The sequence below is a fragment of the Humibacter soli genome (assembly GCF_054779035.1).
The window spans coordinates 165377-179109 of the sequence record NZ_BAAGYX010000001.1 but is presented as its reverse complement, the minus strand read 5'-3'; the positions used below and the strand labels follow the sequence as shown (position 1 = coordinate 179109).

Annotated in this window: 12 protein-coding genes; 6 read left to right on the top strand and 6 right to left on the bottom strand. The window is 68.7% G+C overall.

The genetic code is table 11. The annotated features are described in order from the left end of the window. Position 1: 1 nt before the first annotated feature. Entirely contained in the window at positions 2-610 is a 609-nt protein-coding gene (locus tag ACYVDN_RS00790; protein WP_460567480.1) for a dTDP-4-dehydrorhamnose 3,5-epimerase family protein, read from the bottom strand. Positions 611-681: 71 nt separating this feature from the next. Between ACYVDN_RS00790 and rfbB the strand changes: the two genes are divergently transcribed. Together rfbB and rfbD are read left to right on the top strand one after the other, a co-directional pair. Beyond that, positions 682-1677, top strand: coding sequence for a dTDP-glucose 4,6-dehydratase (gene rfbB, locus ACYVDN_RS00785; protein ID WP_460567478.1), 996 nt, complete (start codon positions 682-684; stop codon positions 1675-1677). A gap of 2 nt (positions 1678-1679) precedes the next feature. Further along, positions 1680-2540: an SDR family oxidoreductase gene (gene rfbD, locus ACYVDN_RS00780; protein WP_460567476.1), complete on the top strand. Its 861-nt coding sequence runs from the start codon at positions 1680-1682 to the stop codon at positions 2538-2540. Positions 2541-2693: 153 nt separating this feature from the next. Here the strand turns inward: rfbD and ACYVDN_RS00775 are convergent, their stop codons facing one another. Continuing rightward, entirely contained in the window at positions 2694-4100 is a 1407-nt protein-coding gene (locus tag ACYVDN_RS00775; RefSeq protein ID WP_460567474.1) for an HNH endonuclease, read from the bottom strand. A gap of 333 nt (positions 4101-4433) precedes the next feature. On the opposite strand from ACYVDN_RS00775, the gene ACYVDN_RS00770 reads away from it, so the two are divergent. Both ACYVDN_RS00770 and ACYVDN_RS00765 read left to right on the top strand, forming a co-directional pair. Further along, entirely contained in the window at positions 4434-5570 is a 1137-nt protein-coding gene (locus ACYVDN_RS00770) for a glycosyltransferase family 4 protein (protein ID WP_460567472.1), read from the top strand. 42 nt (positions 5571-5612) lie between these two features. Further along, the gene (locus ACYVDN_RS00765) at positions 5613-6389 is read left to right on the top strand and encodes an HAD family hydrolase (protein ID WP_460567470.1); all 777 of its coding nucleotides are present in this window, start codon (positions 5613-5615) and stop codon (positions 6387-6389) included. Here ACYVDN_RS00765 and ACYVDN_RS00760 read toward each other — a convergent pair. The 4 genes from ACYVDN_RS00760 to ACYVDN_RS00745 form a co-directional block, all read right to left on the bottom strand. Then, a complete protein-coding gene (locus ACYVDN_RS00760; RefSeq protein WP_460567468.1) occupies positions 6316-7749 on the bottom strand; it encodes an acyltransferase family protein in 1434 nt (477 codons plus the stop codon). The two genes, ACYVDN_RS00765 and ACYVDN_RS00760, sit on opposite strands and share 74 nt — an antisense overlap. A gap of 194 nt (positions 7750-7943) precedes the next feature. Then, positions 7944-8615, bottom strand: a complete 672-nt coding sequence (locus tag ACYVDN_RS00755; RefSeq protein WP_460567466.1) for a transcriptional regulator — start codon at positions 8613-8615, stop codon at positions 7944-7946. A gap of 10 nt (positions 8616-8625) precedes the next feature. Next, positions 8626-9843 carry a sensor histidine kinase gene (locus ACYVDN_RS00750; protein ID WP_460567464.1) on the bottom strand — a complete coding sequence of 406 codons (1218 nt, stop codon included), beginning with the start codon at positions 9841-9843 and terminating at the stop codon, positions 8626-8628. Further along, positions 9840-10547: a DedA family protein gene (locus ACYVDN_RS00745; protein ID WP_460567462.1), complete on the bottom strand. Its 708-nt coding sequence runs from the start codon at positions 10545-10547 to the stop codon at positions 9840-9842. The genes ACYVDN_RS00750 and ACYVDN_RS00745 overlap by 4 nt, the downstream gene beginning before the upstream one ends. A gap of 105 nt (positions 10548-10652) precedes the next feature. On the opposite strand from ACYVDN_RS00745, the gene ACYVDN_RS00740 reads away from it, so the two are divergent. Together ACYVDN_RS00740 and ACYVDN_RS00735 are read left to right on the top strand one after the other, a co-directional pair. After that, the gene (locus tag ACYVDN_RS00740) at positions 10653-11996 is read left to right on the top strand and encodes a zinc-binding metallopeptidase family protein (RefSeq protein ID WP_460567460.1); all 1344 of its coding nucleotides are present in this window, start codon (positions 10653-10655) and stop codon (positions 11994-11996) included. 237 nt (positions 11997-12233) lie between these two features. After that, a complete protein-coding gene (locus tag ACYVDN_RS00735; RefSeq protein ID WP_460567458.1) occupies positions 12234-13688 on the top strand; it encodes an MFS transporter in 1455 nt (484 codons plus the stop codon). The last annotated feature ends 45 nt before the right edge of the window (positions 13689-13733 follow it).

The following is a 13733-nucleotide window of genomic DNA, read 5'->3' as shown; positions in this document are numbered from 1 at the left end:
GTCAGTTCTCTCCGTTCAGCGAGGCATAGAAGGCCCTGGCCTCATCCCATGTGGGTAGCAGCCCTGACGCCGCCGCCTCGGCCAGCGACGGAGCGTCGGTGTCCTTGGGCGACAGCAGCAGCTCCCCCGCCTCCCCGGGGAACTCGAGCGCGAGCTCCGGATCGAGCGGGTTGATGCCGTGCTCCCTCGTCGGGTTGTAGACGTCGGTGACGAGGTAGCTCACCGTTGCGTCATCCGTCAGCGCGACGAAGCAGTGGCCCAGCCCTTCTGCGAGGTAGATGGCCTTGCGGTCGACGTCGTCGAGCCGCACCGTGTCCCAACGGCCGAAGGTGGGCGAGCCGACGCGGATGTCGATCGCGTAGTCGAGCACGGCACCACTGGTGCAGGTGACGTACTTGGCCTGGCTCGGCGGAATGTCGGCGAAGTGGATGCCCCTCACCGACCCCTTGCGCGACACCGAGGTGTTGCCCTGCTTGAGGTTCAGCGGGTGTCCGACCGCCTCTTCGAGCCGGTCGAATCGGTACCACTCGAGAAAGACGCCGCGATCGTCCCGGTGCTGCACCGGGGTTATCTCGTAGGCGTCGGGCACGGCGAGCTCGCGGATTTGCACCGGCCGAGTCTATCAATGAGCCTTCGATAGACTGCTCGCCAGTCTCCCGAACAGGAAAGCACCTGCCTTCTATGAAGATCCTCGTCACCGGCGGCGCCGGGTTCATCGGCTCGAACTTCGTCCACTTCGTGATCGACAACACCGAGCACTCGGTCACGGTCCTGGACAAGCTCACCTACGCAGGCAACCTCGCCTCGCTCGAGGGCCTGCCCGCCGAGCGGTTCACCTTCGTTCAGGGCGACATCGCCGACGCGCCTCTGGTCGACCGGCTCTTCGCCGAGCACGACGCGGTGGTGCACTACGCGGCGGAGAGCCACAACGACAACTCGCTGAACGACCCGTCGCCGTTCGTGCACACGAACGTGGTCGGCACGTTCACGCTGCTCGAGGCTGCGCGGAAGCACGGTATCCGGTTCCACCACATCTCGACCGACGAGGTCTACGGCGACCTCGAGCTGGATGACCCGAGCCGGTTCTCCGAGTCGACTCCGTACAACCCCTCGAGCCCGTACTCGTCGACCAAGGCGGGCAGCGACCTGCTGGTGCGCGCGTGGGTGCGCTCGTTCGGCGTCAAGGCCACGATCTCGAACTGCTCCAACAACTACGGCCCCTACCAGCACGTGGAGAAGTTCATTCCGCGCCAGATCACCAACGTGATCCGCGGCGGGCGCCCCAAGCTGTACGGTACGGGCGAGAACGTGCGCGACTGGATCCACGCGGACGATCACTCCTCCGCCGTGCTGACCATTCTCGAGAAGGGTCGCATCGGCGAGACCTATCTGATCGGCGCCGACGGGGAGAAGAACAACAAGCAGGTCGTCGAGCTCATCCTCACCGAGCTCGGGCAGCCCTCCGACGCCTACGACCTCGTCACCGACCGTCCCGGCCACGACCTGCGCTACGCGATCGACTCCACCAAGCTGCGCACGGAGCTCGGCTGGACCCCCCGCTACGAGGACTTCGCGGCCGGTCTCGCGGCGACCATCCAGTGGTACAAGGATCACGAGGGCTGGTGGGCGCCGCAGAAGCAGGCGACGGAAGACCGCTACAAGGCCCAGGGTCAGTAGCCATGCGCTATCTGGTCACCGGGGCATCCGGAATGCTCGGTCACGATCTTCAGCGCGCTCTTGCGGGCCGTGACGTGACGGCACTCTCGCGCTCCGAGCTCGACGTGACGGACCGCACCGCGGTGCTGACTGCGGTCGCCGGCCACGACGTCGTGGTGAACGCCGCCGCTTACACCAAGGTGGATGACGCGGAGACGCACGAAGACCTGGCATACGCGGTCAACGCCGTCGGCACCGAGAACCTCGCCGTCGCTGCACGAGAGGCCGGCGCGAAGCTCGTCACGATCTCGACGGACTACGTCTTCCGCGGGGACGCGACGACGCCGTATGAGGAGCGCGCTCCCCGCGACCCGCTGAACGCCTACGGCAGAACCAAGGCCGCGGGCGAGGAGCTCGCCATCGCGGCGCATCCCGACGGCGCCTTCATCGTGCGGACCGCCTGGCTGTACGGAGCCGACGGCCCCAACTTCGCGAAGACCATGCTGCGGCTCGCCACGACCCACGAGACCGTCACCGTCGTCGACGACCAGCTGGGCCAGCCGACCTGGACGGCAGACCTGGCGGAGCAACTCGTCGCGCTTGTCGATTCCGATGCGGCCGCCGGGGTCTACCACGGCACCGCGAGCGGCGAGGTCACCTGGTTCGGATTCGCGAGGGCCGTCTTCGAGCTCGCAGGGCTCGATCCTGAGCGGGTGCAGCCGACGACAAGCGAGAGTTTCGTGCGCCCGGCGGCCCGTCCGGCATATTCTGTGCTCGGTCACGAAGCCTGGCAAGCCGCCGGACTCCCCGAGATGCGAGACTGGCGTGACGCTCTGACCGACGCGTTCGCCGACGGGGTCTTCGAGGCAGAGGCCACGGGCTGAAGCGCCACAAGCCGCGCCGCGCCTCACCCCGCCACCGCACCGCGAACCGCCGCGCGGCGCGCGCCACCGGACCCGCCGCATCGCTTCGCCAAGCACCGCGCGCTACCGCGACGCTGGCTGCGCAGGTCCGGCACGTTGTGCAGATCCGGTAAGTCATGCGGTCAAACCGTATCGAGCGCGGCCTCCAAGGCGGGGCGTGCGCGAGGCGTCGAGCCACGCCGGAGGAACGAACCAAACCTTCGCCGCCGTGCGGAACGCGCCAGCACCCTCAACTCTGCTCCGCGCACCGGTGCCGCCGATATCGGTGACGCTGTCACCGTCGGCGCCTTCGATGCGGATTTCCCACCCGTCGTCGTGTATTCGGTGATGGCAGCTGGTACAGAGCAGGACGCCGTTGCTCAGGTCGGTGGGCCCGGCATCCCTCCTCCACCATGCGATGTGGTGAGCCGCCGTGATCGAGGGTGGCGATCCGCAGAACGAGCATCCGCCGTCCCGTTCCGAGAGCGCGAGCTTCTGCGCCCTCGTGAACGCCCGCTTAGCGCGGCCCCAGTCCAGGATCTCGCTGTCACCACCGAGCACGCACGGGATGAGCTGCGCGTCCGCCGCCATTCGTCGCGCCGTGCCGATCGATATGGGCTGTACGAGTCCGTCGATCTCGGCAGAACCGGTGCCTGACCGCAGATCGTCCAGGCTCATCCGCACCACGACGGTCGTGCTGGGCGCAGTCGGCACGCTCTCACATCCGATGACGTGCCTGCACAGTTCGCTCAACACATCGGCGCGCATCTGCGAGATGCTGCGTCCATCCGTCTCGGACACGCTTGTCCCGTCGTCACGGCGGCGCAGCATCCCGGAGACGATGCCCTGCACAGCAGCGACGATCGGCGCCCCACCTTCCGGGTCGAACGTGCCGTTGACCCGGATCGCACCGTTGCGATCCTGATGGATCGTCAGCCCACGATCGGCTCGCAGCTGCTCCTCCCGTGGCTGCACACCGTCGGGGTCCAGTATCGCCTCGGCACGATTCACCAGGGCATGCAGGTGGTCCATGTTCAGTCCGGGCGCCGCGTCGACCAGACGCACTTCCATTTCCTCCAAGGACACCGGGTCGGTGCGCGGCCCGACCCGATCGAGCATGCCGATGATCGCCGATGCCTGCAGAGTGCTGAGCAGGCCCGCTTTCACCGCCTCACCGACGTGCGGATGCCGGGCCGGCAGCGCCTCGCCGCTCATCGCCATCCTCGGTGCGGTCGCCTCCCCCACCGCCACCATGCGAATCGCCTCACCCGTGCTGGTGCCCGTCGTCGTCGAGATCATCACGCCCGGCGTACGGAAGCCCTGCTTCTTCGCCAGAGAGTCCCGGCCCAGTTCCTGCCTCGACTGCCGCGCGATCTCCGCAGCGACCGGCAGGAGGGCCGCGTCTACCGTGCGGCGCAGCAGCCCAAGCGCATCCATGGTCGAGACCAGTTCCCCGGGCGCCATGCCCGCGGCATCCCATGTGCTCGACGCCGCGCGTGCGGCATCCAACGCCGACTGCACCGCATCGAGAAGCTCTTTCATGCAGCAATTCTATCTGTGAACTTAGTCTGTTACTAGTACCTATGTTCGATCTGTGGAGAGCCATTTTTGCGGCAAATTCCGTGGACAGTAGGCCCATTCGGGCTATCTTCGAGCGTTCACCAGAAATCCATCCACATTCGTATCTCTGTCCAACAGCGGCGTATGCTGTGTGTCTGTCCACGTACGGCATCGCCGCCACCGCCTTGACGCTCCCGGCTCCACAACCGAGTGAACGTGGATGCGACGCTCCACCCATCCCGCATGACGACACCGGATCGCGAAGATGCGAGACTTGCATGACGCGCGGGCGCGCGGGCGAACGAAAGGCCTTCGATGACGACCTTGCGGGTGATCGTTGAGGATGTGCTCACCGACGTGCCGGACGGCGTGTCGCGTTACAGCCTCGAACTGACCAGACAGCTCATCGCCACCGCTCCGGCGGGATGCGTCGTCGAGGGCGTCGTCGCCGCACACAACGACAACGATCGACGGCTGCTGCAGCAGCTGCTTCCCGGCCTCGCCGGCGTTCATGCCTTGCCCGTCGGGCCGCGCGAGCTGGCGCTTGCATGGCAGATGGGCGTGAAGCTCTCGATGGGAGGCGGGCTCATCCACGCGCCGAGCCTTCTCGCCCCGCTGTTCAAGCACGACTCCTCAGAGGGCCTCGACCAGACGACCGTGACCATCCACGATGCGTCGGCATGGACGGCTCCCGACTCCGTCGGTGTCGTCGAGGCTGCGTGGCAGAAGGCCATGGTGAAGCGGGCGCGCAAGTTCGCTGACGCCATCGTGGTGCCCACCCACGCGGTCGCCCAACAGCTCGCGGAGGTGGCGAAGTTGGATGACCGCATCCGAGTCATCGGCGGCGCGCCGTCCGACACCCTGCGACTGCCGGCGGACACGGATGCCCGAGCCGCCGCCCTCGGGCTGCCGGAGCGCTACGTCGCGACGGTCTCGAGCCTCGACCCGCGCAAGGGCCTGCGTCAGCTCGTGCAGGCCATGGCAATCCCAGCCCTCTCGGGCATCCCTCTCGTCGTGGTCGGTCCAGAGGAGTTCCGCGGCGAGCGCGTGAGCACCGTCGCGATGGAGGCCGGGCTGCCAGAGGGCCGCGTGCGAACACTCGGCACGCTCGGTGACGCCGACCTGGCCGTCGTGCTCGCCAAGGCGGACGTGTTCGTGTATCCGAACCTCGCTTCGGGGTTCGGCCTGCCCATCGTCGAGGCGATGCGCTTCGGCACACCGGTCGTGCACTCGGACGATCCGGCGGTCGTCGAGGTCGCCTTCGGCGCGGGCGTCACGGTTGCCCGCGAGGACGCCGCAGGCTATCCGGGCCGTCTCGGTGAGGCGATCGCCGAGCTGCTGAACGACACGGCCCAGCGCGAGCGGCTGCGTTTCGCAGGCATGGACCGCGCCGCCGCGTTCAGCTGGCGCAGCTCCGCCGAACTGGTCTGGAAGCTCCACGCGGAGTTGTGACGGGGATTTGATATCGTCCATCGACCCCGAAAAAGGATCGTGATGACCACTTCCCCGCGCCTCGTCGCGTTCGATCTCGACGACACGCTCGCCGCCTCCAAGTCGCCGCTCGACCCGGCGATGGCACGTCGGCTGATCGCCCTGCTCGACGTGGTGCCGGTGTGCATCATCTCCGGGGGGCAGTTCGGGCAGTTCTCCGCCCAGGTGGTCGAGCACCTCGCGGATGCCCCGCACGGGTCCCTCGAGCGCCTTCACCTCATGCCCACCTGCGGCACCCAGTACTTCCGCTTCGCCGATGGCGCGTGGGCTCGCGTCTACGCGCAGGACCTCGCGGACGACGAGAAGGCAAGGGCACTAGCCGCACTGGAGTCTGAGGCCCGTCGCCTCGGATACTGGGAGACCGAGACGTGGGGTCCGATCCTCGAAGACCGCGGCTCGCAGATCACCTTCTCGGCTCTCGGCCAGTCGGCGCCCGTCTCCGAGAAGGCCGCGTGGGATCCGACCGGCGAGAAGAAGAACACGCTGCGCGCCACCGTGCAGGAGCTGCTGCCCGATCTCGAGGTGCGTTCAGGCGGGTCCACATCTGTCGACATCACCCGCCGCGGCATCGACAAGGCGTACGGCATCGGCAAGCTCTCCGAGCTCACGGGCATCCGGCTCACCGAGATGCTCTTCATCGGGGACCGCCTCGATCCCGACGGCAACGACTACCCCGTGCTGGCGATGGGAGTGCCCACCAGGGCCGTCAAGGGGTGGGAGCAGACCATCGAGCTGCTCGACGAACTGATCCCCACGCTCGCGACGCCCGCTGCCGGCTGAGCGCCCACCAGCTCGGTGCGCCTGTGTACCGAAGTGACGCCTGCTGCGACCGCGCAGAGGACCGCACCGAGGAGGGCGCTGAGGGCGGTGCTGAGGACGACGCCGAGACGACGATCAGCGCCGTTGCGACGCATACCAGCGCGATCACTCCTGCGGCGACGGTGAATCCGGTCGCGAGAAGGATCAGAACGCCGATCACGGCCAGCACGGGCGAGACGGATGCCGCGACTCGACTCGTGACACGTGTCGGTTCCGGCCGCGACCGGCCCACGGCCTCCCATCGGCCGGCACCCCAGGTCACGAGTGCGACCGCGACCACCACCCACGCCAGCCACAGCGGCCGCGATTCCCACCATGCCTGGCTGAGCGGCTGAGGGAGCCAGGCGTGGACGAGTAGCAGCCCGCCTGCGGAGAGCACCAGCACCAGCATGTGCCAGAGGTAGATCGTCATAGCCCGCGCATTGATCGCGGTCGTGGCGGCTCCGAGCCACCACAGCCCGTGCATCCTGCGCAGCGTCGGCCGTGCCAACTCGAACAGGGCGAGCTGGCCGACACCGAGCAGCACGAGCGCGCAGGACGGCGGGTTGAGGTCGGAGAGCAGGTCGAACGAGAACACTCCTGCACCGCACAGCACCGCGAGCGTTCCGTACGCCGCGACCGCGATGGCGGCCACAGCGACACGCGAGCGGGGAAGCCGTCCGTCTGCGAGCCAGAACCCGAACTGCTGCACCAGCAGCCACACGAACGCGAGGTTGAGGAAGCCGATCGCCGTCAGCCCGGTGGACGCCCCGAGAGCATCTACCGCGGCCGCCGTCCCGACCAGCGCGACGACGGTGCCCACCGGAGCCCGCCTGTGCGCAGCTGCCATGACGGGAACGAGTGCCGTGGTGCCCGCGTACACCCCGAGGAACCACAAGGGCTGACTCAGCCGGAACCCGGCAATCCCCACCAGGTCGGCCGGCACCCCGAACATCGAGAGCGCCGCGAGCACGACGACCATCGCGCCGATGGCCACGACCGACGGCCCGAGCAGTCGTCGCATGCGTATGCCGACGTAGCCGGACGCCGACATCCCTTGCTCGCTCAGGCGCGACCACTGCGTGAACGCCGAGAAGCCGCCGAGCACGAAGAAGAGGGGCATCACCTGAGCAAGCCAGGTGAAGGGCGCCAGCCCCGGCCAGCCCTCCAGCGCGTTCTCGAGTACCGGACCGCCGGCGCCCACCATCACGCCCACCATGAGTGCGTGCAGTACGACGACGACGCAGAGGCACCACGCCCTGGCGAGGTCCACGGCGGTGTCGCGGCCCGCAGGCCTACGTGGTGCGGCCTGCGGTGCTTGTGATCGGATGTCGACGGACACGGTTCGTTCTCCTCCCGGTCGACCCGATCGGGCCGCCGAGGAGAACGTACGAACGGGGTGTCGTCGCCCGAATCACCGCGTGGAGCCATTCCCCACCCGTACCGCGGTATTGCGCGCGCACCCGCCGAACGAGTACCGCGCCGCGCAGCGGCCCGCACCACCGCCGCTCGAGTAGCGCATCGCGCAGCGGCCCGCTACGAGGCCGGCTCGACCAGCCCTGCGTCGTACGCGAGGATGACCGCCTGCACGCGATCCCTCACGCCGAGCTTCGTGAAGATGCGGCTGACGTGCGTCTTGACGGTCTGCTCGGCGATGAACAGCTGCGACGCGATCTCGCCGTTCGAGAGGCCCTTCGCGATCAGCACGAGGATCTCCCGCTCGCGCTCGGTGAGATCGGCGAGCGCCTGGGCTTTGCGCGGTGCCGACGGCCGCTGCGATGCGAACCGCTCGAGGAGCCGGCGCGTCACGCTCGGCGCGAGCAGGGCGTCCCCTGCAGCGACCACCCGTACGGCGTGAACGAGTTCGTCGGGGAGGGCATCCTTGAGCAGGAACCCGCTCGCCCCCGCCGCGAGGGCGTCGTACACGTAGTCGTCCGCGTCGAACGTGGTGAGCACGAGGATGCGGGGCACATAGGGCTCCCCTCGGCTCGGATTCACGAGCTCGCGAGTCGCATCTATGCCGTTGAGGTTCGGCATGCGCACGTCCATCAGAACAACGTCGGGTCGCAGCTCTCGCGCGAAGTGGACGGCCTCGACGCCGTCCGCAGCCTGTCCGACGACCTGGATGCCCGGCTGGGCGCCGAGGATGGCCGAGAATCCGGCGCGCACCATCGCCTGGTCGTCGGCGACGAGCACGGTGACCGTCATGCGTGTCCTCTCACGGTCGGGTGGGGATGGTGGCGCGCACCGCGAATCCGCCGTCGTGCGTGCCCTCGGCTTCCAGCGTGCCACCGTGCAGACCGACACGCTCGCGCATTCCGCGGATGCCGTGTCCTCCGCCCGTCTCGCTCGCCCCGCCGGCCGCATCCGGCGCCCGATCCGGCACGCCGTTGCGCACTTCGATGTTGATGACGCCGTCGGTCTGCCGCAGCGTCACGAGCGTGTCGGCGCCGGTGGCATGCCGAGCGACGTTGCTGAGGGACTCCTGCACGACGCGGTAGACCGTGAGCGAGGTGACCGGATCGAGCGAAGCGACGTCGTCGGGCGACATCCCGTCGTCCAGACTGACCCGAGCACCTGCGCGGCCCGCCAGTTCGACGAGCCGAGGGATGTCGGTCACGCCCGGCTGCGGCACCGATTCAGTCGTCGTCTCCTCGTTGCGCAGCACGGCGAGCAGGGTGCGCATCTCAGCCATCGAGGTGCGGGCCAGCGCGGCGATCGCGTCGAACTCGGCTGCTGCGTCGTCGGGCAGCGACGGCATGCGGTAGCGGGCTGAGGATGCCTGCACCTGGATGGCGCTCATGCCGTGCGCGACAACGTCGTGCAGTTCACGTGCGAGCCGCGTACGGTCCTCCGCCGCCTCACGACGCGCCAGCTCCGCCGCGGAGACCGCTCGCTCCTGCACCAGCTGTGCGCTCACCGCCGCCCACTGATTGACGAGCGCGCCGACCAGCAGGGATGCCCCGCTGAGCGCCGTGAAGACGATGAGGTCGGCCGTCACCGCGCCCGGTCCCGGGTGCGAGACCACCAGCGCGATGACGAGCGCGCCACCGGCACCGACGACAGCGGCGACGAGGCTCAGCCACCATCCGGTGCGCACGGCCACGAGAAGGATGACCAGACACTGGGCGATCATCGACATGACGGCCACCGGCCAGGGCTGCAGCGGCGTCGACAGCACCGAGAAACCCAGCAGGCCGACGACGCTCAGGATGACCGCGACGAGCGGCTGGATCAGGCTGAGAACGATCGCCGCACCTTGCACAGCCGCCAGAACCAGGGCGATGACGACGGGGACACCGTAGTACGTGGTCCCCAGCGTGGCCTGCACGGGAACGGTCACCGCGAGGCCGCACACGGCGACGGCCCAGAGCAGCGCTCGGGGTGCGTCGAGACGACGCCTCGACCGCACCGTTGTCGCGTTCGTGTCGCTCATTCCACCTCGCTGTATTCCGCAGCACGCGTCGGCCGCACCTCCGCCGCCCGCTCGGGCTCCTCAGCGCGAGCCCGGCGACGGGAGGCGATCCGCATCACCAGATCGATGATCAGACCGGTAGCCACGCCTGCCGCGATGCCGACGAGCATACCCAGGGCAGGGTTGCCGTGAAGCCAGTGGCCGGCGATCAGTCCGATGCCGACCGAGTACACGGCCCAGGTCACACCGGCGATCACCGACAGCCCGAAGAACCGACGACGCGGGAATCCGGAGGCCCCCGCGACCAGGTTGACGGCGACCCGGCCGACCGGGATGTAGCGCGCGGTCATCAGAATCACCGCAGGACGCCTTGCCATCCCGCGCCCGGCAGCGCCGAGAGCAGCCTGCATGCGACGTCCGCGCATCCAGGCGAATCTGTCGATGCCGACCAGGCGGCCGATGGCGAACGTGATGTTGTCTCCGGCGATCGCGCCGATCGCGGCGCACGCGACGACGAGGGCGATGTCCGGCCTGCCGAGCGACACCGCCGCCGCAGAGGCAGCGATCACGACCGACTCGCTCGGCACGGGCGGCAGGAAGGCGTCGACCAACACGAAGAGCACGATCACGACGTAGATCCACGGCGTGCTGACCGCTGACTGGATGAAGGCGTTGACGGCGTCGATGATGGTGTCCCTCCTCGATGTGCCACTCTCTGACGTCATCCAGCCTTCCGAATCCGCACTCCTGAGTCGTCCACCCGTGGTATCAATCGCCCCTTACCTCAGAGGGATCTCTTCGAGGGCGCCGGCGCCGGATACCCTGATCGAATGAGCACGACCGAGGTGCGAGAGGGCATCGCCGACCGACTCTCGCGCATGGTGCAGGTGCCGACGGTCTCCGCACTTCTCGAGCAGACAGGGCCGACCGTCTTCCACGACTTCGAGGCGCTGCTGCGGGAGCTCTACCCGTTGGTCCACGAGCGTCTGGAGCTCGAGAAGGTCACCGACTTCGGGCTCCTCTTCCGCTGGGCGGGCGCGACGAGCGGTTCGCCCGCCGTGCTGATGGCTCACTACGACGTGGTCCCCGTCGGCGACGAAGCTGCATGGAGCCGCCCGCCGTTCTCCGGCCTGATCGCCGACGGCATCGTGTGGGGACGTGGAACGCTGGATGACAAGGGTGCGGTCTGCGTGCTGCTCGACGCAGCCGAGAACCTGCTCACCCAGGACTACACGCCCGCCCGCGACGTCTACCTCTGGCTCGGCGGCAACGAGGAGACGTACGGAACGGCGGCGAAGACTGCGGCCGCGTTGTTCGTCGAACGGGGGATCCGGCCGTGGATCGTGCTCGACGAGGGCGGAGCCGTCGTCGACGAGCCGCTCGCGGGCATCCGCATGAACGCCGCCATGGTCGGGGTCGCCGAGAAGGGCACGGCGACCCTGCGGCTGACGGCCCGATCGCAGCCCGGCCACGCGTCTGCTCCCCCGAAGCTCACCGCGACGGACAGCATCGCCAGGGCGGTCGGCCGCTTGCGCTCGCACCCCTTCCCTGCACGGATGCCCGCGGTCGCCCGCGACATGCTGCGAGCCTTCTCCTCCGGCACCACCGGCATGCGGCGTCGTCTCCTGCGGCTCGCGGCCGCGGCGCCCTGGCTCGGAGCGCGCGTGCTCGCCCTGATGGGCGGCGAGGCTGCCGCCGTCGTTCGCACGACCGTCGCCGTGACCGTGCTCGACGGCGGGACCGCCTCGAACGTGCTTCCCGAGCGGGCGTCGGCCGTGCTCAACGTGCGGATCGCACCGGGCGACTCCACGGCGAGTGTAGCGCGGCGGGTGCGCAGGGTCGTCCGCGACGCCGGCATCTCCGTGCGGGTCGAGGACCATTCCGACCCCTCACCCGTCTCGGCAACCGACAACGAGCAGTTCGCCATCGTCGCCGAGGCGGTGGATGACGCGTATCCGGCCACCCCGAGCATCCCGTACATCCAGCTGAGCGCCACCGACGGCAGGCACTTCCACGCGATCTGCGACGCGACGTACCGGCTCGCCCCGCTGAGCATGACGGGAGCGCAGCGCGAGAGCATCCACGGCATCGACGAGCACGTCACCATCGACGCGCTGCAACGCGGCGAGCGCTTCTACCGCTCGCTGATCCGATCCCTTCCCTCCGCGGGTTGAGGAGCACGCCGAAGGCGCGCGTCCCCCCACCGCCGGTTGAGGAGCACGCCGAAGGCGTGCGTCTCGAAACCCGCCCGCAAACATCGGGGTTTCGAGACGCGCCGCTTCGCGGTGCTCCTCAACCCACGGCAAGACGCGCGCGGCTACCCCGCGAGCTCCTCAACCCACGGAACGCCCCGCACGCGCTGGTACGGCTAGGCTGCTCCGGCAAGCCTCGATCGGCGAAGGAGCCGCTGCATGTCATCCGCGCTTCCCACAACACGGGTCGGAATGCGCTCGATCGCCGCCGTGGTCGGGTTCCTGGTCTTCGTGGAGTTCACCTCGGGCGTGATCCAGGGGTACTACACGCCGCTGTACCACGACATCGCGATCTTCCTCGGCGTGCCAGACCCCGAGCTGAACTGGCTCGAGGCCGCGCAGCTCGCCGCGTCCGCCATCGCTGTGCCCGCGTTCGCGAAGCTCGGGGATCTCGTCGGCCACCGCCGCATGCTCCTCATCTCCACCGGCATCACCGCAGTCGCGTCGCTCATGCTGGCGTTCTCCGGGGTGTTCTGGCTCTTCCTCATCGCCTGGGCCGTGCAAGGCTTCTACACGGTGTGGCTGCCGCTGGAGATCGCGATCGTCTTCACCAGGAGCCAAGGCCACGAGGCGCCATCGGCTCTGACCCGCCGTTCGGCGGGTTTCCTGGTCGGAGCCCTCGAGATCGGCGCGATCGCCGGCGCACTCTCCTCAGGCGCGCTCGACGGGGCGTTCCCGCTGCCCGTGCTGCTACTCGTTCCCGCGGTCGCCGTCGTGCTGTGCTTCTTCGTCGTGCTCTTCGGCATCAAGGAGTCGTCGGACGCCGTCGCACGCCGCGCCGCCAAGGCCCCGTTCGACACCGGCGGCCTCGTGCTGATCACGCTCGCCCTGCTCGGCGTGACGGGTGGCCTCAGCCTTCTGAGACTCGACGGGGTGGCCTCGCCCTGGCCGTGGATCGCGCTGCTCATCGGCGTGCTGCTCTTCGTGCCGTTCTGCATCTACGAGCTGCGTCAACGCGAACCGCTGATCGACGTGCGGCTCTTCCGCTCGGCCTCGCTGTGGCCGGTGTTCGTCACCGCGGGCCTCTTCGGGGTGAGCGTGCTCGGCGCACAGGTCCCGCTGTCCACATTCGCGCGAACGGATGTCGATACGTACGGCTACGGACTGGGAGCGTCGGCAGGCCAGACCTCCATCCTCGTCGGGGTCTATCTCATCGCCCTTGTGGCCGGCGCGATGCTCCTCCCCGTCGTCACGAGGTGGATCATGCCGCGCATCGCCCTGATCGGCGCGAGCGTGCTCGTCGCCATCGGATACCTGCTCTTCATCCCGTTCCACACCGGCTACACGCAGGTGCTGCTCAACATGGTGATCGCCGGCCTCGGCTCCGGAGCGCTCGTCGCCGCGTTGCCGGCCGCTGCGGCATCCGCTGCTCCGCTGCACAGCACGGGCGTCGCGACCGGGCTGACCAACTCGGTGAAGACCGTCGGAGGGGCCATCGCTTCAGCCGTCTTCGGCATAGCGCTCGCCAACCCGAACGCCTCCTCGACCGATACGGCCGGCACCCTCAGCGGGTACTACACCGTGTGGATCGTGTGCGGCCTCACGGCCGCCGTGTGCGCCGTGCTGCTGCTCTTCGTGCCGAGGAATGCTTTCGCGGATACGGCCGACGTGTGACGGCTCGCAGCTTTCCGCCGTACCAGAGTGACCTCGGCATCAGCC